We start from the raw sequence: 21,206 nt of genomic DNA, 5'->3' as shown, positions 1-21,206 counted from the left end.
CCAGGACGGAGGTTTCACTGATTTTTTTGCATCCAAATGTTGCGAATGAGAACAATTCGCATATACTTCGATCTCTCCAGAGCCAGCCACAAGTGACCGGGAGCCGACAGGCTCATTCGCGTTGCCGCAGCAAGCCCTCCAAACCTCTTACTTTGGGCTTGCATGACTTCCATCCATCCTTCCTCCCGCTTCGCGCTGCGCGAAATCTCCCTGTTGACCGCCCTGGCCTGTGGCGCCGGCTTTGCCGCGCAGGCACAGACGGTGCCCGCCGCGGTGCAAGTCGCCGCCCTGAAAGAAATTGTCGTCAGCGGCTCGCGCGGCGAGCAGTCGGTCGACGACATCCCGCAAACCATCGACGTGATCGATGCCGACGACATCGAGCAGGGGCAGATCAGGGACATCCGCGATGCGGCCAAAAATATTCCCAACGTCTCCGTGCGCCGCGCGCCGGCGCGTTTCGGTCTGGCGCAAGGCGATACCGGCCGCGAGGGCAATGCCGGTTTCAATATCCGCGGCCTAGACGGCAACCGCGTGTTGATGATGGTGGACGGCATACGCATTCCGCGCAGCTATGCCTTCAGCCCCAATTCCTTCGGGCGCGACAGCGTGTCCATAGACCTCATCAAGCGCATCGAAATCGTCAAGGGACCGGCCTCCGCGCTGTATGGCTCCGACGGCATTGCCGGCCTGGTCAACTTCATCACCTATGAGCCGGACGACTACCTGCGGGACGGCAAGTCGCTGGGCGGCCGCGCATCCATCAGCTACAGCGGCGACAACAACGAGAGCGCCGTCAGCGGCACGATTGCCGGCCGTGTCAACGAGATGCTGGCCTGGCAGCTGAATCTGGCCACCAGCAGCGGCAAGGAACTGGAGAACCGCGGCGACAACAGCGGCACCGGCTTTACCCGCACGGTGCCCAATCCGCAAAGCGACAAGACCAACTCCCTGCTGGGCAAGGTCGTGCTGACGCCGACCGCTTCGCAAAAACACGTCATCACCTTCGAGCACGTCGACAAAAAGAGCGACTACAACTTGCTGACTGCGCGTTCGGCCACGGTGCTGGACTCCTATTCGAGCGGCAAGATGGATCGCGACCGCCTCACCTGGGACGCCAGGTACAAAGTCGACACCGTACTGACCGACAACATCCAGACCGTGCTCAGCTACCAGGACGCGAAGTCCAAGGACTACACCTATGAGCGGCGCACGGCGCTGCCGCAGGAGCGCGTGCGCGACACGAGCTACAGCGAACGCACGCTGCAGGCCAGCATTCAGGCCGACAAAACCATCCGCACGGGCGCCAACTCGGCGCAGAAGATCACCTACGGCCTGGACCACACCAGCGCAAAAATCGAAAACCTGCAGACCGGCCTGGTGCCGCCCGCCGGTGAAACCTTCCCGCTCAAGCGCTTCCCCGACACCACGGAGACCGCCACCGCTGTTTATGTGCAGGATGAATTCATGCTGGGCGACTGGAGCGTGACGCCGGGCGTGCGTGCCGACAGCTTCAAGATAGACGCAGCGCAGGCCGGCTTCCCGGTGCCCGCGGTGTCGATGTCGGGCTCGGCGGTATCGCCCAAGGTCGGCGTCATCTACCGTGCCACGTCGCAGTGGAGTTTCTTTGGCAACTACGCTAGTGGTTTCCGCGCGCCCAATGCGGGGCAGGTGAACGGTTTCTTCCAGAACCTGGCCGGCGGCTACCGCACCGTGCCCAATCCCAACCTCAAACCGGAAAAGAGCCGCAACGTCGAATTCGGGGTGCGCGCGCGGCTGGAGCAATTGAGCTTCGACACGGCCGTGTTTTACGGCCGCTTCAAAGACCTGATCCAGGACGGCGCCATCGTGAGCGGCGCCTTCGGCAACCCAGCCAACCCCGCCGTGATCCAGTCGATCAACATCGACAACGCCACCATCAGCGGCTTTGAGATCAAGGGCGACATGAACTGGGGCAAGTTCGGCGACGGCAAGCTCAGCACGCCGTTCTCCTACGGCTACACCCGCGGCACCGTGAAGAACACCGGCAAGCCGCTGGACACCATAGACCCGGCCAAGCTCAGTGTCGGCCTGAAGTATGAGACCCCGTCCTGGGATGTGCGCCTGGATGCGAACCACCACTCAGCCAAGAAGTTCGACGACATCAGCGCGCAGACCATTGCCGCCTCGCCGCCCGCGGTGCCGGTGGCGGCCGCGCAGTTCGCCGTGCCGTCCGCGACCACGCTGGACCTGACCGGCCAGTGGCGCTTCAGCAAAACCCTGCGCCTGAACGCCGGCCTGATCAATCTGACGAATAAAAAGTACTGGAACTGGTCGGACGTCCGCGGTGTGGCGGCCAACTCCTCCTTCCGCGACGCCTACAGCCAGCCGGGCCGGTACTTCAACGTCTCGCTGGTCGCCGATTTTTGATACCGACCTGTACCTTTTACAAGCCAGAAGGAAAGCGCATGAGCCAGTTTCCCGACCATGGTTCCAACGATGGCGACAGCGGTGCGGCCGACACGCGTGGCCTGCCCCCGGCGCAAGCCCTGCTGGCCGGGACGCTGGCGCTCATGACCGGCCATGCCCAGGCCTGTTGCGAAGGGCAGCGCGCCTTGCTGGCCCAAAAGATCACCGACAACCTCCTCATGCTGTCGCGCCATGTCGGCGCGCCACCGAATTTCAGGGCCATTGCCGCCAACCTGCATCCCCTGTGGATGCGGCTTTTGCAGCCCGGCCCCGACCAGCCACAGCAGGGGCGTTTGCCTGCGGACCCTTCTGATACCCACCGCGTGCTTTGGCACATAACCCCGGAGACCCTTCAATGAGCGCAGTCCTTCAAACCCAGACGCGGCCCGACGCCGCAAGCCATGCAGATGCCGGCACGGCCCGCCTGAACCCGGCCGCCCTGCGCGAGCGCTTCGCCGCCGCGCGTAGCAGCGGCAAGCGTGCCAAAGATGCCGCCGAGAGCCTGGGCATCACCGAAGGCCAGGCCGTTGCCGCCCACGCGGGTACGCACGAGCATGCCCTCAAGGCTACGCCGCTCAAAGGCCCCTGGGTCGAGATCCTGCAGGCGCTGGAGCTGTGCGGTCCGGTGATGGCTCTCACGCGCAATGAAGCCACCGTGCATGAAAAAACCGGTGTCTACCGCAACATCAGCGCGCAGGGCCATATGGGCTTGGCCCTGGGCGAAGAGATCGACCTGCGCATTTTCTTCAGCCGCTGGCACGCCGGTTTTTACGTCTTTGAGCCGGCCAATGATCCCAAAAATCCGGCCTCGGAAAGCCTGCAGTTTTTTGACGCGCACGGTGTGGCCGTGCACAAGGTGTTCGCGCGGCCCGAGACCGACCGCGAAGCCTTCAGGGATGTCGCCAACCAGTTCAGTGACGCCGGCAAGGGCTATGCCTTCACCCCCGCCGTGCCCAAAGAAGCGCCCAAGCCCGACGCGGAAATCGATGCCGCCGCACTGGCCCAGGGATGGAGCCAGATGAAGGACACGCACGAGTTTTTCGGCCTGATCGGCAAGGCCGGCGCCGAGCGCCAGCAGGCCTTTCGCCTGGTCGAAGGCCGCTTCACCCAGAGGGCCGACCTGGGCATTGTGCGCAAGCTGCTCGATGAAGCCTCCATGGACGGCGCGCCCATCATGGTGTTCGTCGGCAGCCCGGGCTGCATCCAGATCCATACCGGGCCGGTCAAGCGCGTCGAGCCCATGGTCACGCCGACGGCGCAGTGGATCAATGTGCTGGATTCGGGCTTTAACCTGCACCTGCGCGAAGACATGGTCAAGAGTGCCTGGATTGTGGAGAAGCCCACGACCGAGGGCCTGGTTACCTCGGTGGAAGTCTTCGACGGCGCGGGCGAGCTGATGGCGATGTTCTTCGGCGCGCGCAAGCCCGGTGTTCCCGAGCTGCAGGCCTGGCGCGACATCGTGGCGCGCCTGCCCAGATTCAAGGAAGCCGCATGAGCGATGCCGGAAACGGTTTCGGCGCCGTGGAGATCAAGGCCTTTGTGCCGGCCAAGGACTTTGCGCTGTCCAAGCGGTTCTATGAAGAGCTTGGCTTTGAGGTCCCCTGGTCGGACGACACCCTGGCCTATATGCGCCTGGGCGACACGGCCTTCTTCCTGCAGAACTTTTTTGTGGCCGAACACGCCAGCAATTTCATGATGCACCTGATCGTGCAGGACGTGGAAAGCTGGTGGGCGCGGCTGCAGAAGACGGACATCGCGACCCGCTACGGCGTGCGCACCGCAGCGCCGCAAGACCAGCCCTGGCGTCAGCGCGACTTTGTGCTCGGCGACCCTTCCGGCGTGCTTTGGCGCATCGCGCAGAACATCGCATGAAGACTTCCTTGCGTAAAACACTCCCCCACAAGGCTTCCCATGACAGCAGCCCCTTCTTTGCTCCGCCGGCGCGACGCCTTGCGGTATTTTTCACTGCCGGTGGTTTCCGCCGCCTCCAGCGTTTGCGGCCTGTCTGCGACTGCTGCGCAGGCCCAAGCCCAGGTGCCGGCGAAGATGCCGCGCATCGTCTCGGTGAGCGGCGCGACCACGGAAATCGTCTACGCGCTGGGCGCTGAAAAGCAACTCGTCGGCACCGACACCACCAGCCTTTACCCGGCCGCGGCCCTGCAGACGCCCAAGGTCGGCTATATGCGCCAGCTGTCGGCCGAAGGCCTGCTCTCGCTCAAACCCGACGCGGTGATAGGCACGACCGAAGCCGGCCCCCATGTGGTGATGGACCAGATTCGTAACGCCGGCGTCAAGGTGGAACTGGTGGAGGCCGACCACAGCTGGACTGAAGTGCAGCGCAAGGTTGCCGCGGTGGGGCGGGCCACGGCCCGCTTGGCCCAGGCCGCCGCGCTGCAGGCCAAACTTGATGCCCAGTGGGCCGAGGTACTGGCCGCCGTGGCCCGCAGGGGCGGCCGCAAACCCCGCGCCATCTTTATCCTTTCGCATTCGGGCTCGCCGCAGGTGGCCGGCGAGAAAACCGCCGCGCATGCGATGCTGAACTACGCGGGCCTGGACAACGCCCTGATCACTGCCGGCAGCGCCAGCAATTTCGCCGGCTACCGCGCCATGACGCCCGAGGCGGTGGTCGCCGCCGCGCCCGACGTGATCGTCACCACCACGCAGGGCGTAGAGGCCGTCGGCGGGCTCGAAAAATTCTGGCAGCGCCCCGGCCTGGAGCTCACGCCCGCCTACAAGCGCCGCGCGCTGGTGGCGCTGGACGCGCTCTACCTGATCGGTTTCGGCCCGCGCCTGCCGCAGGCCGTGGCCGAGCTGCACCAGGCCGGCCTGAAGGCCGTCGCATGAACGACCAGCCCAGGAGAACCGCCATGACCGAAGTCCTCTGCGCACGCACGCCGGTGGTGCTGCACTGCGCTGATTTGCGCCAGGCGCTGGCGTTTTACCGCGACGGCTGGGGGTTTGCCGTGCGGCACAGCGTGCCCGGCGTCATCGCCGTGCTCACGCGCGAGTCGGTCACGGTGCAGCTCTGGCAGCGCCGCGCCGACATGGCGCCGCAGCACTTTGCTTGCCGCTTGCTGGTGGACAACATCGAACAATGGCACATGGCCTTGCAATCGGCACCCGGCCAGGCGCTGCCCGCGCTGCTGGAGCAGGAGTGGGGCCGCGAATGGGGCATCAGCGACTGCGAAGGCAACCGGCTGCTGCTGGTGCAGTCGGCCCCGCATGCCGCCAGGCGCAGGGCCAGCGCATGAAGGCCGCTTTGCACGGCGACCATAGGCGCTGGCCGGCGGCGCTGGTGCTGGGCGCGGGCGTGCTGTTGCTGGCCTTGAGCTTCGTCGCGGGCAGCGCGCGCGGCGCTTATGCCATCAGTCCCTTGCAACTCTGGAACGTGCTGCTCGACATGCTGGGCGGCAGCGCCCAGCCCACGCCTGAGCACCTGGTTTTCATGAACATACGCTTGCCGCGGCTATTGCTGGGCGTAGCGGCAGGGGCGGCGCTGGGCATGTCCGGGGCGCTCATGCAGGGCCTGTTCCGCAACCCGCTGGCCGACCCCGGCCTCATAGGCGTCAGCAGCGGCGCGGCATTGGCCGCCGGCATGGCCATCGTGCTGGGCAGTCTGTGGTTTCCCGACATGCCGCGCACGCTGGGCAGCTGGACGCTGGTGGCCGCGGCTTTCGCGGGCAGCCTGCTGGTCACCATGCTGGTGTATGCCCTGTCGCAACAGGACGGCGCAACGCGGGTCGGCCTGATGCTGCTCGCGGGCGTGGCCATCAACGCCCTTGCCGGTGCCGGCCTGGGCTACCTGACTTTCCTGGCTACCGATGAGCAATTGCGCAACATCCAGTTCTGGCTGCTGGGCAGCCTGGGCGGCGCGCGCTGGAGCGCGGTGGCCCTGGTGTTGTCGGTGGTGACGGCGGCCGTGGGCTCGGGCATCGCGCTGGCCAGGCCGCTGAATGCCATCGCGCTGGGCGAGGCGCAGGCGGCGCTGCTGGGTGTGCCGGTGGAGCGCATCAAGCGCCTTGCGGTGCTGCTGACGGCACTGTCGGTAGGCGCCGTCACGGCCACCACCGGAATCATTGGCTTTATCGGCCTGGTGGCGCCGCATTGCGTGCGCCTGGTGGCCGGGCCTGACCACCGCGTCGTGCTGCCGGGCTCGGCCCTGTTCGGCGCGGCCCTGGTGCTGGCGGCGGACAGCGTGGCGCGCACCATGGTCAAGCCGGCCGAGCTGCCGCTGGGCGTGCTGACGGCTTTTGTCGGCGTGCCCTTCTTTTTGCTGTTGCTGCGGCATTTCCGCAGCCGGATATGAGCCATGAACGCACGCAACCAGACCGACTTTTTGCCGCTGGCCGGCATGCTGGAAGTGGCCGGTGTAGGCGTCGAGGTGCCGGGCCGTTCGCTGCTGCAGGCGGTGTCAGCGCAATTCATCGCCGGCCAGGTCACGGCCGTGCTGGGCCCCAACGGCGCGGGCAAGTCCACCTTGATGTCGCTGCTGACCGGCCAGCGCCAACCTTCGGGCGGCCATGTCCACCTGGCCGGCAAGGCCCTGTCCGCCCATGCCCCGGCCGAGCTGGCCCGCATGCGCGCCTGCGTGGCGCAGGAAACCCAGGTCGCGTTCGAGTTCACCGTGCGCGAAGTGGTGGAGCTGGGCCGCTATCCGCACCGCCGCCATCCCGGCCGGAATGAAGCCGACGTGGTGCTGCAAGCCATGCAGGCCACCGCGGTCGAGCATTTGCAGCACCGAGTGCTCAACACGCTCTCAGGCGGTGAAAAAGCGCGTGTCCACCTGGCGCGCGCGCTGGCGCAGGTGTGGGAGCCACTGGCGGGCCAGTCCACACGCTGGCTATTGTTGGACGAACCCACCGCCGCGCTTGACCTCCAGCACCAGCACCGCATGCTGCAACTCGTGCGCGCCTGGGCCACCGCCCAGGGCGTGGGTGTGGTGGCTGTGCTGCACGACCTGAACCTCGCACTGCGCTACAGCGACCGCTGTGTGGTGCTGCAGCAAGGGCGGGTGGTGGGCAGCGGCGCCACCGCCGAAGTGCTCACGCCGCTTTGCATTGAAAAAGTCTGGGGTGTGGTCGCACACCCGGTGGCGCAGCAGGGCGAGGCGCTAGGGCCGCGCCAGTACCTTTTTGAGGCGCCTGTCTAGGCGCTAGGCCGACAAGGCTATCACGACGGCCGACTCGTCAATCTGCGCCTGCACCAGGCTTTTGGCTTTCAGCCCGCTGCCCGGCGCCGCAAAACCCACCAGTTGCAAGCCACCGTCAAGCTGCAGCGACACCTCGTCGCCGCCGGCGCCGCGGCTGATCCGCACGGCCTGGCCCTTCAGGCTTTGCCCGACTGGTGGTGCGGAGCTTTGCGCGCTGACCACCACCGCCGTGGCCTTGCACAGTGCCAGCACCGTTTGACCTTTTTTCAGGCCGAGCAACTCGGCGCTGGCTTTGGTGATGCGCGATACCAGCGCGGCGCCGCCGGCCAGCCTCAAATGCACATGCGCTACCTGGCCCCGCAGCACCAGCTTGTCGACCTCGCAAGGTAGCTGGTTGCGCATGCTGGTGCGCACGCCCATGTTGGAGAGCGTGGGCAGCGCGCGCGGCAGCAGCAATTCGTTGGACTTGAAACCGGCCAGCACCTGGCTGCGGGTTTCATTCAGGAGGCCGGCAACCGCCAGCAATTTCTGGCCCGCCGGCGTCAGCGTCGCGCCGCCGCCGCCCGAACCGCCCACGGCGCGCTCCACCAGCGCCACGCCGGCCAGGTTGCTCAAGGTGTCTATGGCCTGCCAGGCGGCCTTGTAGCTGACTTCGGCCTGGCGTGCTGCCTGCGAGATCGACCCGCTCTCGCCGACCAGGCGCAGGATGTCGATGCGCTTGTCGGCCGGTTCGTGGCCCAAGGCGCTGGCGAAGGAAGGGGCGGTGGATGGGGCTGCGGGTTTTTTCATGGAAGGCCCGGGGGGCAGGCAGCGCTATTCTAAAATAGAATAGCGCTTGGGCGGTGGGCCATGCGCTGCCAAGTCGGCCTGTCCCAATACCCTCCATCTTTCACCTTCGGAGTCCCCAGATGCCCAAAATCGTGTTGCGCTGGCTACCGGTGCTGTGCCTCGCACTGGCCTCGGCCGCTGCGCTGGCCGAGGAAATCCAGGTCGCGGTCGCGGCCAACTTCACGGCGCCGATGAAACTGATCGCCGCCGACTTCGAAAAAGACACGGGCCACAAGGCGGTGCTGACCTTTGGCGCCACCGGCAAGTTCTACGCGCAGATCAGCAACGGCGCGCCCTTCGAGGTGTTCCTCGCGGCCGACGATGAAACCCCCGCCAGGCTGGAGAAAGAGGGCGCTGCCGTGAACGGCAGCCGCTTCACCTATGCCACCGGCAAGCTGGTGCTCTGGTCGGCGCAGCCCGGCCTGGTCGATGCGCAGGGCGAGGTCCTGAAAAAGGGCGACTTCAAAAGGATCGCCATCGCCGCGCCCAAGCTCGCACCCTATGGCGCGGCCGCCGTCGAAACCATGAACAAGCTGGGCCTGCAGGCCGCGCTGGAGCCCAAGCTGGTGCAGGGCGAAAGCATAGGCCAGGCCTTCAGCTTTGTCTCCACCGGCAATGCCGAACTCGGTTTTATCGCGTTGTCGCAGGTCTACGAAGGCGGCAAGATCAAGTCGGGCTCGGCCTGGATAGTTCCCGACAAGCTGCACAGCCCCATCCGCCAGGACGCGGTGCTGCTGGCCAAGGCCAAGGACAGCAAGGCCGCGGCGCAGCTGATGGCCTATCTCAAGACCGACAAGGCCAAGGCAGTGATACGCGCCTTCGGCTACGAGCCCTGAAGCGCGGCCGACCATGCTGGATGCCGCAGGCCTGCAGGCACTCGCGCTGACCTTGCGGCTGGCGGCGACCACCACTTTGGTGTTGCTGCTGGCCGGAACGCCGCTGGCCTGGTGGCTGGCGCGCACGCGCTCCTGGCTCAAGGGGCCGGTGGGCGCGCTGGTGGCCTTGCCGCTGGTCTTGCCGCCTGTGGTACTGGGCTTTTACCTGCTGGTGTTCATGGGCCCGAGCGGCCCGGTTGGCCAGCTCACGCAGTCGCTGGGCTGGGGCCTGCTGCCTTTCAGCTTTGCCGGCTTGGTGGTCGGCTCGGTCCTGTATTCCATGCCTTTTGTGGTGCAGCCGCTGCAAAACGCTTTTGAAGCCCTGGGTGAGCGGCCGCTGGAAGCCGCCGCCACCTTACGGGCCTCGCCGCTGGACACTTTCTTCAGCGTGGTGCTGCCGCTGGCGCGGCCCGCCTACCTGACGGCCGCGGTCATGGGCTTCGCGCACACGGTGGGCGAGTTTGGCATCGTGCTCATGATGGGCGGCAACATCCCCGGCAAGACGCGTGTGATGTCGGTGCAGATCTACGACCATGTGGAGGCGCTCGAATACAGCCAGGCGCACTGGCTGGCTGGCGGCCTGCTGGTGTTTTCCTTCCTGGTGCTGCTGGCGCTCTACACCTTGAACACCCTGCAGCCGGGCCGGCGCAAAGGGCAGGGCGCATGAAGCCTGAGGGCGGTGGCATCACCGCATCCTTTCGCCGCGCATTCACCGGCTTTTCGCTCGATGTGTCGCTGGCCGTGCCGGGGCGTGGGGTCACGGCCATCTTCGGCCCTTCGGGCTCCGGCAAGACCAGCCTGCTGCGCTGCATCGCCGGTCTGGAGCGCGCCGGCAGCGGCCACCTCTTCGTCAATGGCGAACTCTGGCAGGACGATGCCGCCGGCATCTTTTTGCCGGTGCACCGGCGCCCCTTGGGTTATGTGTTCCAGGAGGCCAGCCTGTTTGAGCACCTGGACGTGGCCCGCAACCTCGACTTCGGCCTGCGCCGTGTGCCGCCGGCGCAGCGCCGCGTTTCGCTCGAACAAGCCATCGCGCTGCTGGGCCTGCAGGCGCTGATGCAGCGCATGCCCGCTACGCTCTCGGGCGGCGAGCGCCAGCGCGTGGCGATTGCCCGGGCGCTGGTCACCAGCCCGCGCCTGCTGCTGATGGACGAGCCCCTGGCCTCGCTGGACCTTGCCCGCAAGGCCGAAATCCTGCCCTACCTGGAGCGCCTGCATGGCGAACTCGACATGCCAGTACTCTACGTCAGCCACGCGCCCGACGAGGTCGCTCGGCTGGCCGACCACCTGGTGTTGCTGGATGCCGGCCGGGTCACGGCCTCGGGCCCCACGCGCGAGCTGATGACGCGACTGGATTTGCCGCTGGCGCATGGCGATGCCGCAGCCGCGGTGCTGGACGCCGTGGTCAGCGCCGTCGAGCCCGACTGGCACATGAGCCATGCCGAGTTCCCCGGCGGCCGCATCAGCCTGCTCAACCCTTCGCTGCAGGTCGGCCAGCGCGTGCGCGTGCGCATCCAGGCGCGCGACGTGAGCCTCACGCTGGCGCGCCAGGAGGGTACCAGCGTGCAGAACATCTTCCCGATCATCGTCACCGGCCTGGCGGCCGACAGCCCGGGCCAGCTCATGGTGGGCCTGGACGCCGGCGGCAGCGCGCTGCTGGCCCGCATCACGCAGAAATCGGCCCAGGCACTGCGATTGCAGCCGGGCAGCCGCGTGTTCGCCCAGGTCAAGGGCGTGGCGGTGCTGGGCTGAGGCGCTGGGCAAAAAAGGCCAGGATTTCGTCGCGCGCCGCCAGCGTGGGCTGGCCCGCCTCATCGACCAGGTGGGCCGTCACCACGCTGTGCGGTGTGGGCACATGCCGGGCAAAGAAGGGCGGCACCTCGGTATTGGCGGCGCTGTCCGGCAGCACCCGGCCCACAAAACGGTCGCCCAGGGCCTCGGCATAGGCCGCAAAGCGCTGGGCCCGGCAAAATTTGTCGCCTTCGAAGCGATAGGCCAGCACGGTGAGCTTCTCTTTATCGAGCCGCCGGCGCACCGCCTGGATGTCGGCGGGCGATATCTCCAGGCCGGCCGGGTCGTTGAGCGGCAACGAGGGCTGGGACAGCACAGGTGCCAGCACCGCGGGCTCCAGCATCATGGAGAGCGCGAAGTTGCCGGTCCAGCACATGCCGATGGCGCCCACGCCGGGCCCGCCGCATTCCCGGTGCGCCAGCCTGGCGAGCGCCGTCAGCCACTGCGTCACCGGGCTGGTCTCATTGGCGCGCAGCGCGCGGAACTCGGCGCTGACGCAGGCGCGCTGGAAAACGGCCGCGCCTTCGTCGGCGCCGGGCACCGCGCCGTCGCGGCCGAACAGTGAGGGCATGTAAACGGTCAAACCCGCGTTGCGCACCCAGCGGCTGAAACGCGCGACCTGCGGGCTGATGCCCGGCATTTCGGTCATGACGATCACGGCCGGGCCCGAACCGGCCACGTAGACTTTTTTGGCCACGCCGCCCAGCGTGATGGCGCGGGCCGTGAAGTCTTCGAGCGGGTCATCCTCATTCATGCTGCGCTGTGCGGGGGCTGGGGAGTGGGCCATGGTCGTGCTTTCTGGGGGGAACGCCTGCATTGGACGCGGCCGGCAGCTAAACTGCGAGTGTCTGTTTAGACATCTTTAAGGCTTTTTCAGTCAATGACCGATTTCACCGTCCTGGTCCTGCCCGGCTCTTTCGCGGCCAGCGTGGCCGTCACGCTCGACGTGCTGCAAGCAGCGGCCACGCTGGCGCCGCGCCTGAAGCTCGCGCGCCCTAGCTGGCGCGTGCTGTCGCCCTCCGGCGGTGCCGTGCCCCTGAGCAGCGGCATGCGCCTGGACACCACGGCCCTGCCCAGGCGCTGGCGCGCCGACACGGCGACCTGGATCATCCCGGGGCTGGGCCTGGACAACGCCCAGGCGGTCGCGGCCGGGCTGGCGGGCGTGGATGCACAGCACGCCATCCAGGCCGTCACCGCACACGCGGCGCGGGGCGGCCGCGTCGCGGCCTCCTGCTCGGCGGTGTTTTTGCTGCAAGCGGCCGGCCTGCTGGCCGGGCGCCGCGCCACGACATCCTGGTGGATGGCGGCCGAACTGCGCCGCCTGGAGCCGCGCTGCACCGTGGATGCCGACCGCATGGTGTGCGCCGACGGCCCCGTGAGTACGGCGGGCGCCGCTTTCGCGCAGACCGACTTGATGCTTCACCTGCTGCGCACGCAGTTCGGCGCGGGGCTGGCCGACGCGGTGGGGCGCATCCTGCTGATAGACGGGCGGCAGGCGCAGGCGCCTTTTGTGCTGCCGGCCATGCTCTCCAACGGCAACGAACTCGTGGCCCGGCTGATGGCGCGCATCGAATCGGCCTTGCCGCACCCGCCCAGCGTAGAGGCGCTGGCCGGCGAGTTCGCGATGTCGCAGCGGACCCTGTCGCGGCGCGTGCGCGAGGCCACGGGCCAGAGCACGCTGGCGCTGGTGCAGAGCGTACGCCTCAACCGCGCCCGCATGCTGATCGAGTCCAGCCGCATGAGCATAGAACAGGTGGCCGGGCAGGTCGGCTATGAGGACGCGACGGCGCTCAGGCGCCTGATGCGCAAGTCGGCGGGTGCCAATCCCAGCCGCTATCGCAGGACGCAGGCTGGTTCGCCGTAAGTAACAGCGGGTTTCATTTCGGCCTGTGGGCTGCGGGAATTGCGTATCGACGCTGCCCGCTGCTTGGACGCGTGAACCGGTCAGGGGCCGGCCGACTACCCGCCCGGCTCAGTATTCGAGCCGTTCCGGCCGGATTTCCTGCAGAATGGTGGTCGAAATCTCTTCAATCGACTTGGTGGTGGTCGAGAGCCAGCGTATGCCTTCGCGCCGCATCATGGCCTCGGCTTCGTGGATTTCGTCGCGGCAATTCTCCAGGCTCGCGTATTTCGAGTTGGGCCGGCGTTCGTTGCGGATCTGGCTCAGGCGTTCCGGCGCGATGGTCAGGCCGAAGATTTTTTTACGGTGCGGCACCAGCGCCGGCGGCAGCTGCCGGCGCTCGAAATCTTCGGGAATCAGCGGGTAATTGGAGGCCTTGAGGCCGTACTGCATGGCGAGGTAGAGTGAGGTCGGCGTCTTGCCGCTGCGGCTCACGCCCACCAGGATCACGTCCGAATTCTCCAGGTCGCGGTTGCTCTGGCCGTCGTCATGCGCCAGCGAAAAATTGATGGCCTCGATGCGGTCGTCGTATTCCTTGCTCTTGGAGGCATCCGAAAACCGGCCCACGCGGTGGTTGGACTTGATGCCCAGCTCACCCTCCAGCGGCGCGACGAACATACCGAACATGTCCAGCAGCATGCCGTTGCAATGGGTTTTGATGACGGCCAGGATTTCCATGTTGACCAGCGTGGTGAAGACGATGGGGCGTTTGCCCTCGACTTCGGCCGTGTGGTTGATCTGCCGTATCGCCTGGTGGGCCTTGTCCACGCTGTCGATAAAGGGCAGGCGGACGTGGCGCGGCTTGAATTCAAACTGGGCCAGGATGGCGTTACCAAAGGTTTCCGCGGTGATGCCGGTGCCGTCGGAGATGAAAAACACGGTGCGTTGGGACATGGTGGGTGTTTGGCTGATTGAAAGCTGGGTGAAAGCCTGACGCGGCGCATCCGGCGGCAGGCCCCTACAATTGGGCCAATTATCCAGTTTGCCACGCCATGCCCCGCCACAACCCCCTAGAACAACAACAAGGTTGCCTGCCGCGCATGGCGAATTCCCCGGTTTTTAAACCTCCCGGAGTATTTTCATGTCCAAGCTGTTTGAGGCGACCGCCCTGGTCGTACCGTTTGAAAACCTGAGGATGACAGACGTCGAGGCCGTTGGCGGCAAGAATGCCAGCCTCGGCGAGATGATCTCGCAACTGCCCACTGGCCCCGAGGGTGTGCGGGTGCCCACCGGATTCGCCACCACGGCCCACGCTTTTCGCGTGTTCCTGGCCCACGACGGGCTGGACAAAAAAATCAACGGCGTGCTGGACGCGCTCAACACCGACGACGTGCGCGCCCTGGCCGACGCCGGCGCCAAGATCCGCGCGCTGGTCGAAGCCCAGCCTTTCCCGGCCGACCTCGAAAAAGCCGTGCGCGACAGTTTTGCCGTTTTGAGCGCCGGCAATGCCCAGGCCAGTTTTGCGGTGCGCTCCTCGGCCACGGCCGAGGACCTGCCCGACGCGTCTTTCGCGGGCCAGCAGGAAACTTTTTTGAATGTGGTCGGCATCGAGGACGTGCTGCACAAGATGAAAGAGGTGTTCGCCTCGCTCTACAACGACCGCGCCATCAGCTACCGCGTGCACCAGGGTTTTGCCCATTCCGACGTGGCGCTGTCCGCCGGCATCCAGCGCATGGTGCGCAGCGACAAGGGCGCGGCCGGCGTGATGTTCACCATAGACACCGAAAGCGGCTTTGAGGACGTGGTTTTCATCACCTCCAGCTACGGCCTGGGCGAAACCGTGGTGCAGGGCGCCGTCAATCCCGACGAGTTCTATGTGCACAAGCCCATGCTCAAAGCCGGCAAGCGCGCCGTGATCCGCCGCAACCTGGGCTCCAAGCTGCTGCAGATGGAGTTCGCCACGCCGGAAGAGAAAAAAGCCGGCGGCAAACTGGTCAAGACCACCGACGTGCCGACGGAACTGCGCAACCGCTACTCGCTGACCGACGACGACGTCGAGCAACTGGCCCGCTACGCGCTCATCATCGAGGCGCATTACGGCCGCCCCATGGACATCGAATGGGGCAAGGACGGCACCGACGGCCTGCTCTACATTCTGCAGGCGCGCCCCGAGACGGTGAAGAGCCAGGCCAAGGGCAAGGCCGAGCAGCGCTACAAGCTCAAGGGCACCGGCACCGTGTTGGCCGAGGGCAGGGCGATCGGCCAGAAGATCGGCACCGGCCCAGTGCGCATCGTGCACGACATCAAGGACATGGACCAGGTGCAGGCCGGCGACATCCTCGTCACCGACATGACCGACCCGAACTGGGAGCCGGTGATGAAGCGCGCCAGCGCCATCGTCACCAACCGCGGCGGGCGCACCTGCCACGCGGCCATCATCGCGCGCGAGCTGGGCATTCCGGCCGTGGTCGGCTGCGGCGACGCCACCGAGACGCTGAAAGACGGCATGCTGGTGACGGTGAGCTGCGCCGAGGGCGACACCGGCAACATTTATGACGGCCTGCTCGAAACCGAGGTGACCGAGGTGCAGCGCGGCACCATGCCGCCCATAGACCTCAAGATCATGATGAACGTGGGCAACCCGCAGCTGGCCTTCGACTTCTGCCAGGTGCCCAACCACGGCGTGGGCCTGGCGCGTCTGGAGTTCATCATCAACAACAACATCGGCGTGCACCCCAAGGCCATCCTCGAGTACCCCAATATCGACGCCGACCTGAAAAAAGCCGTGGAAAGCGTGGCCCGCGGCCACGCCTCGCCGCGCGCTTTTTACGTCGACAAAGTGGCCGAAGGCATCGCCACCATAGGCGCGGCCTTCTGGCCCAAGCCGGTGATCGTGCGCCTGTCGGACTTCAAGTCCAATGAGTACCGCAAGCTGATCGGCGGCTCGCGCTACGAGCCCGAGGAAGAAAACCCCATGCTGGGTTTCCGCGGCGCGGCACGCTACCTGAGCCCCGACTTCGCCGAGGCCTTCGCGATGGAGTGCGAAGCGCTCAAGCGCGTGCGCAACGACATGGGCCTGACCAATGTCGAGGTCATGGTGCCCTTTGTGCGCACCCTGGGCCAGGCCAAGGCCGTGACCGAGCTGCTGGCCAAACACGGCCTCAAGCGCGGCGAGCAGGGCCTGAAGATCATCATGATGTGCGAGGTGCCCAGCAATGCGGTGCTGGCCGACCAGTTCCTCGAGTACTTCGACGGCTTCTCGATCGGCTCCAACGACCTGACCCAGCTCACCTTGGGCCTGGACCGCGACTCGGGCCTGGACATCCTGGCCAAGGACTTCGACGAGCGCGACCCGGCGGTCAAGGCGCTGCTGAGCCAGGCCATCGCCGCCTGCAAGCGCGCCAACAAATACGTCGGCATCTGCGGCCAGGGGCCCAGCGACCATCCCGACTTCGCCCTGTGGCTCAAGGAGCAGGGCATAGGCTCGATCTCGCTGAACCCCGACACGGTGATGGACACCTGGAAACAGCTGGCCGGCTGAGCCAGGCCCGTCGCGCCCACCGAGGGAAAACCCCCGGTGGCCGGCGCCCCCGCGGTAAGCAATTGGCAAGTCCTCCGATGACAATCGGAGGCACTGCCTTTCCTGTCTGTCATCAGCCATGCTTGCCGTCGCCACCACCGCCAAACTGCTTGCTGAAATTGCGCTGCTCGCGCTGGTCGGCCAATGGGTGCTGGGGATGCTGGCTGGTGCCGGACGCGGCGGCAACCCGTTTTACCGCCTGCTGGAACTGCTGGGCCGGCCCTGGGTGAGGGCGGCGCGCTGGATTTCCCCACCCGTGGTCCTGGACCGCCACCTGCCTTTGGTGGCCTTCCTGGTGCTGGCGTTGGTCTGGCTTGCGGCGGCCGTCACAAAAGTCCGCATCTGCCTGGAAATCGGGGTGGCGCTGTGCAAATGAGCCTGCCGCTTGCACCCGCCCTGCAGTACCACTTCCTGAAAGCGCAGGCCTTGCTGCTGCTCGCGGCCGGCAAGCGCGCGGCTGCCTTGCCAAAGTTCACTCGGATGCTGTGCCTGCGGCCTGCCGATCTTTACGCCCTGGCCAGCCGTGGCCATGTGCAGGCGCAACTGCAGCTCACGCAGGAGGCCATTGACAGCCTGCGGCAACTGACCACCGCCTGGCCGCGGCAGGCCGCGGGATGGTTCAACCTGGGCTATGTGTTGCAGCAGGCCGGGCGCCATGAGGAGGCCGGCTCCGCCTTTGAGCGCGCGCTGGCGCTGGACTCGCGCCTGGACCGGGCCTGGTACGGCCTGGCGCTGGTGCGCATCCACCAGCAGCGCTGGCAGGAGGCCGCCCAGGCGCTGGAGCGCAACACCGCGTTGCAGCCGCTGGGCCCATATGGCTGGTACCGGCTCGCGCAGGTCTGGCTGGCGCTGGGCGAGCCGGGCAAGGCACGCAAGGTCATCGCCCACCTGCGCCGTTTCGAGCCGCGCGTGGCCGCGCAACTGGAACGTGAAAACGCCACCGCACTGCAGGCGGGCAGGGTAACCAGCCGCGAGGCAGGCCATGCAGCCCGCTGACAGCCACCGCCGCTACTGGCGTAAAAACCTCGCGGTGACAGCCTTGCTGCTGCTGGTCTGGTTCAGCGTGACCTTCGGTGTCAGCTACTTCGCGCGCGCGCTGAATTTCCGGTTCTTTGGCTGGCCTTTCAGCTTCTGGGTGGGCGCGCAGGGCGCCTTGCTGGTGTACTGCCTGATCATCGGCTTTTATGCCTGGTACATGAACCGGCTCGACATCGAACACGATGTGGCGGACGGGGACTAGATGGCCGGCTTCTTCGGTTCACGCGACGGGGTTTTGCTGTCCAGCCAGCAGTTCAAGGCGCAGCTCAACCGCGTCTACCGCTGGTATACCGTGGGCCTCGTGGTGTTTGTGCTCATCCTCGCGGGCCTGGAGCGCATGGGCCTGCCGCGCCTATGGATAGGCACGGCCTTTTTGCTGGCCACCATAGGCCTGTACGCGGGCATAGGCATCATGAGCCGCACCACCGACGCGGGCGAATACTATGTGGCGGGTCGGCGCGTGCCGGCGGTCTACAACGGCATGGCCACTGGCGCCGACTGGATGTCGGCCGCTTCCTTCATCGGCCTGGCCGGAACGCTCTACCTCACGGGCTACAGCGGCCTGGCCTTCATCATGGGCTGGACCGGCGGCTACTGCCTGGTCGCGCTGGTGCTGGCGCCTTACCTGCGCAAATTCGGCCAGTTCACGATTCCCGACTTCCTGGGAGAGCGCTATGGCAAGCTGCCGCGCCTGCTCGGTGTGGGAGCGGCCATCCTGTGCTCCTTCACCTACCTGGTCGCGCAGATTTACGGTGTGGGCCTGATCACCTCCTACCTGACCGGCATCGCCTTCGAGTTGGGCATTTTCCTGGGCCTGGGCGGCATCCTGGTGTGTTCCTTCCTGGGCGGCATGCGCGCCGTGACCTGGACGCAGGTGGCCCAGTACATCATCCTGGTGGTGGCCTACCTGATCCCGGTGGTGTGGCTGTCGGTCAAGCAGACCGGTGTTCCGGTGCCGCAGCTGGTTTACGGCTTCCAGTTGGAGAAAGTCAGCGCCAAGGAAAAGGAGCTGGCCGCGGATCCCAAGGAGCTGCAGGTGCGCGAGCTGTTTCGGCAGCGCTCCGAGGCGCTGTCCGGCAAGCTGGCCCACCCGGCCGAGGCGCTGGCCGCCGACAAGCTGGCCGCTGCCAAACGCATGGAGCAGCTCAAGGGCGGCAATGCCTCGGTGGCTGAAATCACCTCGGCAGCCAAGACCCTGGCCGCCATGCCCAGGGACGAGGCAGCGGCCGTCAAGGCCTGGACGGCGGCCAAAGCCGCGGCCGAGGTCAAGACCCAACCGCTCAACGGCATGCCCGCCCATGCGGCGCAGTTCTCGGGCGACCCCGAGGGAACACCCCGGGAGCAGGAGGCCTACGACACCTCGCGCCGCAATTTCCTGGCCCTGGTGTTCTGCCTTATGGTGGGCACGGCCGCCTTGCCGCACATCCTGATGCGCTACTACACCGTGCCCAGCGTGCGCGAGGCGCGGCAGTCGGTCACCTGGTCGCTGTTTTTCATCTTTTTGCTGTATTTCACGGCGCCAGCCCTGGCCGTGCTGGTGAAGTACGAAGTCTTTACCGTGCTGGTCGGCACGCGCTTTGACCAGCTGCCGTCCTGGGTCGGCGCCTGGAGCCGGGTGGACGCCAGCCTGCTGTCGGTGGCCGACATCAACCGCGACAACATCCTGCAGCTCAATGAAATGACCATAGGCGGCGACATCATCGTGCTGCTCACGCCCGAACTGGCGGGCCTGCCTTATGTCATTTCGGGCCTGGTGGCGGCCGGCGGGCTGGCCGCCGCGCTGTCGACCGCCGACGGCCTGCTGCTGACGATCGCCAACGCACTGGGCCACGACCTTTATTACAAGATGATCGACCCCAACGCCTCCACCGTGAGCCGGGTCACCGTGTCCAAGATCCTGCTGCTCATCGTGGCCCTGCTGGCGGCCTATGTGGCGGCGCAAAAGCCGGCGGACATCCTTTTCCTGGTGTCGGCGGCGTTTTCCTTCGCCGCCGCCTCCTTTTTCCCGGCGCTGAGCCTGGGCATCTTCTGGAAGCGCGCCAACGGCATAGGCGCCGTTCTGGGCATGGTATCGGGCCTGGGCGTGACGTCTTACTACATGTTCACCAACCAGCCCTGGCTGCGCGCCACCTTCGGCATCAGCTCGCCGGTGCAGCTGTGGTGGGGCATAGACCCGATTTCTGCCGGCCTGTTCGGCGTGCCCGTGGGTTTTGCCGTAATGGTGCTGGTGAGCCTGCTCACCCCGGCGCCCAGCCAAAAAATCCAGGAACTGGTCGAGTACATCCGCTACCCGGACCTGAAACGGCTCTAGAGCCGCCGAAATGTAACAAGGCAGGGGTAGGCGCTAATTCCCATCAGCAGGGGCCGCGGAACTGGCTTTGCCAGGCCGCAGGCGCCCCCTCGGGGGGCAGAGAGCCACACGCAGTGGGCGAACGTGGGGGCTTTTTTCCACCAGCATGAGCCGTGGAACCGGCTTTGCCGGGCCACAGGCGGGCGGCCCCCTCGGGGGCAGGGAGCCACACGAAGTGAGAGACCGTGGGGGCGTGCTATACTCTTGGGCTTCGCCTTGCTGCACCCTTAACGACGCTGGGGCAGCTTTCATCAACCACAAGGAGAGTTTATGCGTCACTATGAGATCGTCTTGCTGATCCACCCGGATCAAAGCGAGCAAGTCCCAGCCATGCTGGAACGTTACAAGGGCATGATCACCGCCGGCGGCGGAAAAGTGCACCGTGTTGAAGACTGGGGCCGCCGCCAGCTGGTGTACCTGATCCAGAAGCTCGCGAAAGCCCACTACCTCTGCATCAACATCGAAGCCAGCCAGGCCGTGATGGAAGAAATCGAACACGCGTTCAAGTTCAACGATGCCGTGCTGCGCCACCTGACCGTGGTCAAGAAAAAGGCCGAAACCGGCCCATCCCTCATGATGCGCAACGTCGAGAGGGAAGAAGCCCGTAAAGCCCAACAGCAGGAGTATGCGGCTTAATTGCCACCATGCTGTTGAACGCCTCGCTGCCGCGCAGCTGCCATTGAGCAAAAGCCCGCAGTGAACCACGTTGAACTGACCGCCTGTATCGCCGAGGCAAGTCCTCTTCGCTACACGCCCGCTGGAATCCCTGCCGCCAATTTCGTCCTCGAACACGAGTCCGAAGTTGTCGAAGCCGGAGTCACCAGACAGGTCAAATTGACGGTCAGGGCGGTTGCCTTCGGAGCGCTGGCTGAGCAATCAGCCAAGTCACCCTTAGGCCAGCCCTTCAGGTTCACCGGTTTCCTCATCAATGCGCGCACCAGCAAAGGTGTTGTTTTCCATATTCAAGCTCTGCACAAGGTAGAGCAAGTACCGAACCCCATTTAAGGAGTCCATCATGGCCGGACCAAAACGTTTCAACAAAGACAAGCGCCCCAAGCGCAATACCCAATCCCTGCTGTTCAAGCGCAAGCGTTTTTGCCGCTTCACAGCCGCTGGCGTTGAAGAAATCGACTACAAGGACATCGACACCCTGCGCGATTTCGTTGCCGAAAACGGAAAAATCATCCCCGCGCGCCTGACCGGCACGCGCGCGATTTTCCAGCGCCAGATCAACACCGCCGTCAAGCGCGCTCGCTTTCTCGCGATGCTGCCTTACAGCGACCAGCACCGTACCCTGTAAGGAGCGCGAC

General features: G+C 65.9%; 23 protein-coding genes. 20 read left to right on the top strand and 3 right to left on the bottom strand.

Annotated elements, in window-relative coordinates:
* Window positions 1-162 precede the first annotated feature (162 nt).
* From BLQ85_RS03935 to BLQ85_RS03900, 8 genes are read left to right on the top strand one after another with little or no spacing between them, the layout of a single operon-like run.
* Window positions 163-2,406 (top strand): TonB-dependent hemoglobin/transferrin/lactoferrin family receptor, encoded by a 2,244-nt coding sequence (locus BLQ85_RS03935; protein ID WP_074574949.1) that lies wholly within the window; start codon window positions 163-165, stop codon window positions 2,404-2,406.
* 38 nt (window positions 2,407-2,444) lie between these two features.
* Window positions 2,445-2,804, top strand: a complete 360-nt coding sequence (locus BLQ85_RS03930; RefSeq protein ID WP_074574947.1) for a hypothetical protein — start codon at window positions 2,445-2,447, stop codon at window positions 2,802-2,804.
* The gene (locus BLQ85_RS03925; RefSeq protein ID WP_254779680.1) at window positions 2,801-3,940 is read left to right on the top strand and encodes a hemin-degrading factor; all 1,140 of its coding nucleotides are present in this window, start codon (window positions 2,801-2,803) and stop codon (window positions 3,938-3,940) included. Before BLQ85_RS03930 ends, BLQ85_RS03925 begins: the two co-directional genes overlap by 4 nt.
* Complete coding sequence (locus BLQ85_RS03920) at window positions 3,937-4,317, top strand: VOC family protein (protein ID WP_074574945.1); 381 nt, start codon at window positions 3,937-3,939, stop codon at window positions 4,315-4,317. Before BLQ85_RS03925 ends, BLQ85_RS03920 begins: the two co-directional genes overlap by 4 nt.
* Window positions 4,318-4,356: 39 nt before the next feature.
* Complete coding sequence (locus tag BLQ85_RS03915; protein ID WP_074574943.1) at window positions 4,357-5,289, top strand: heme/hemin ABC transporter substrate-binding protein; 933 nt, start codon at window positions 4,357-4,359, stop codon at window positions 5,287-5,289.
* A gap of 23 nt (window positions 5,290-5,312) precedes the next feature.
* Complete coding sequence (locus BLQ85_RS03910) at window positions 5,313-5,696, top strand: VOC family protein (RefSeq protein ID WP_074574941.1); 384 nt, start codon at window positions 5,313-5,315, stop codon at window positions 5,694-5,696.
* Window positions 5,693-6,751 (top strand): FecCD family ABC transporter permease, encoded by a 1,059-nt coding sequence (locus BLQ85_RS03905; RefSeq protein WP_074574940.1) that lies wholly within the window; start codon window positions 5,693-5,695, stop codon window positions 6,749-6,751. Before BLQ85_RS03910 ends, BLQ85_RS03905 begins: the two co-directional genes overlap by 4 nt.
* Before the next feature lie 3 nt (window positions 6,752-6,754).
* Window positions 6,755-7,594, top strand: coding sequence for a heme ABC transporter ATP-binding protein (locus BLQ85_RS03900; protein ID WP_074574937.1), 840 nt, complete (start codon window positions 6,755-6,757; stop codon window positions 7,592-7,594).
* 3 nt (window positions 7,595-7,597) lie between these two features.
* Here the strand turns inward: BLQ85_RS03900 and BLQ85_RS03895 are convergent, their stop codons facing one another.
* A complete protein-coding gene (locus BLQ85_RS03895) occupies window positions 7,598-8,383 on the bottom strand; it encodes a TOBE domain-containing protein (RefSeq protein ID WP_074574935.1) in 786 nt (261 codons plus the stop codon).
* A gap of 119 nt (window positions 8,384-8,502) precedes the next feature.
* Here BLQ85_RS03895 and modA point away from each other — a divergent pair, with 119 nt between their 5' ends.
* Genes modA through modC form a run of 3 tightly spaced genes read left to right on the top strand, consistent with a single transcriptional unit; the run spans window position 8,503 to window position 11,049 of the window.
* Window positions 8,503-9,258: a molybdate ABC transporter substrate-binding protein gene (gene modA, locus BLQ85_RS03890; protein ID WP_074574933.1), complete on the top strand. Its 756-nt coding sequence runs from the start codon at window positions 8,503-8,505 to the stop codon at window positions 9,256-9,258.
* Window positions 9,259-9,271: 13 nt separating this feature from the next.
* A complete protein-coding gene (gene modB / locus BLQ85_RS03885; protein ID WP_074574931.1) occupies window positions 9,272-9,964 on the top strand; it encodes a molybdate ABC transporter permease subunit in 693 nt (230 codons plus the stop codon).
* Window positions 9,961-11,049, top strand: coding sequence for a molybdenum ABC transporter ATP-binding protein (gene modC, locus BLQ85_RS03880; RefSeq protein ID WP_074574930.1), 1,089 nt, complete (start codon window positions 9,961-9,963; stop codon window positions 11,047-11,049). The genes modB and modC overlap by 4 nt, the downstream gene beginning before the upstream one ends.
* On the opposite strand, the gene BLQ85_RS03875 is transcribed toward modC, so the two are convergent.
* A complete protein-coding gene (locus tag BLQ85_RS03875) occupies window positions 11,024-11,875 on the bottom strand; it encodes a dienelactone hydrolase family protein (protein ID WP_074574928.1) in 852 nt (283 codons plus the stop codon). The two genes, modC and BLQ85_RS03875, sit on opposite strands and share 26 nt — an antisense overlap.
* 93 nt (window positions 11,876-11,968) lie before the next feature.
* On the opposite strand from BLQ85_RS03875, the gene BLQ85_RS03870 reads away from it, so the two are divergent.
* The gene (locus tag BLQ85_RS03870) at window positions 11,969-12,952 is read left to right on the top strand and encodes a GlxA family transcriptional regulator (RefSeq protein WP_074574926.1); all 984 of its coding nucleotides are present in this window, start codon (window positions 11,969-11,971) and stop codon (window positions 12,950-12,952) included.
* Window positions 12,953-13,060: 108 nt separating this feature from the next.
* On the opposite strand, the gene BLQ85_RS03865 is transcribed toward BLQ85_RS03870, so the two are convergent.
* Complete coding sequence (locus BLQ85_RS03865; protein ID WP_074574924.1) at window positions 13,061-13,882, bottom strand: posphoenolpyruvate synthetase regulatory kinase/phosphorylase PpsR; 822 nt, start codon at window positions 13,880-13,882, stop codon at window positions 13,061-13,063.
* A gap of 187 nt (window positions 13,883-14,069) precedes the next feature.
* Between BLQ85_RS03865 and ppsA the strand changes: the two genes are divergently transcribed.
* From ppsA to rpsR, 8 genes are all read left to right on the top strand, one after another.
* The gene (gene ppsA / locus BLQ85_RS03860; protein ID WP_007871101.1) at window positions 14,070-16,469 is read left to right on the top strand and encodes a phosphoenolpyruvate synthase; all 2,400 of its coding nucleotides are present in this window, start codon (window positions 14,070-14,072) and stop codon (window positions 16,467-16,469) included.
* A 118-nt stretch (window positions 16,470-16,587) separates the two neighbouring features.
* Window positions 16,588-16,884 (top strand): hypothetical protein, encoded by a 297-nt coding sequence (locus tag BLQ85_RS03855; RefSeq protein ID WP_074574921.1) that lies wholly within the window; start codon window positions 16,588-16,590, stop codon window positions 16,882-16,884.
* Entirely contained in the window at window positions 16,881-17,504 is a 624-nt protein-coding gene (locus BLQ85_RS03850) for a tetratricopeptide repeat protein (RefSeq protein WP_074574918.1), read from the top strand. The genes BLQ85_RS03855 and BLQ85_RS03850 overlap by 4 nt, the downstream gene beginning before the upstream one ends.
* Complete coding sequence (locus tag BLQ85_RS03845; RefSeq protein ID WP_074574915.1) at window positions 17,491-17,748, top strand: DUF4212 domain-containing protein; 258 nt, start codon at window positions 17,491-17,493, stop codon at window positions 17,746-17,748. The genes BLQ85_RS03850 and BLQ85_RS03845 overlap by 14 nt, the downstream gene beginning before the upstream one ends.
* The gene (locus BLQ85_RS03840) at window positions 17,749-19,857 is read left to right on the top strand and encodes a sodium:solute symporter family protein (RefSeq protein WP_074574912.1); all 2,109 of its coding nucleotides are present in this window, start codon (window positions 17,749-17,751) and stop codon (window positions 19,855-19,857) included.
* Window positions 19,858-20,166: 309 nt separating this feature from the next.
* Window positions 20,167-20,532 (top strand): 30S ribosomal protein S6, encoded by a 366-nt coding sequence (gene rpsF, locus BLQ85_RS03835; RefSeq protein ID WP_007871089.1) that lies wholly within the window; start codon window positions 20,167-20,169, stop codon window positions 20,530-20,532.
* Between the two features lie 60 nt (window positions 20,533-20,592).
* Window positions 20,593-20,901 carry a primosomal replication protein N gene (priB, locus tag BLQ85_RS03830; RefSeq protein WP_074574910.1) on the top strand — a complete coding sequence of 103 codons (309 nt, stop codon included), beginning with the start codon at window positions 20,593-20,595 and terminating at the stop codon, window positions 20,899-20,901.
* Between the two features lie 10 nt (window positions 20,902-20,911).
* A complete protein-coding gene (gene rpsR, locus BLQ85_RS03825; RefSeq protein WP_007871078.1) occupies window positions 20,912-21,196 on the top strand; it encodes a 30S ribosomal protein S18 in 285 nt (94 codons plus the stop codon).
* Window positions 21,197-21,206 lie beyond the last annotated feature (10 nt).

The sequence above is a fragment of the Polaromonas sp. JS666 genome (genome assembly GCF_900103405.1).
GTDB lineage: Bacteria > Pseudomonadota > Gammaproteobacteria > Burkholderiales > Burkholderiaceae_C > Polaromonas.
Note: the sequence above shows the minus strand (reverse complement) of the source record. Positions and strands in the feature narration are given on the sequence as shown.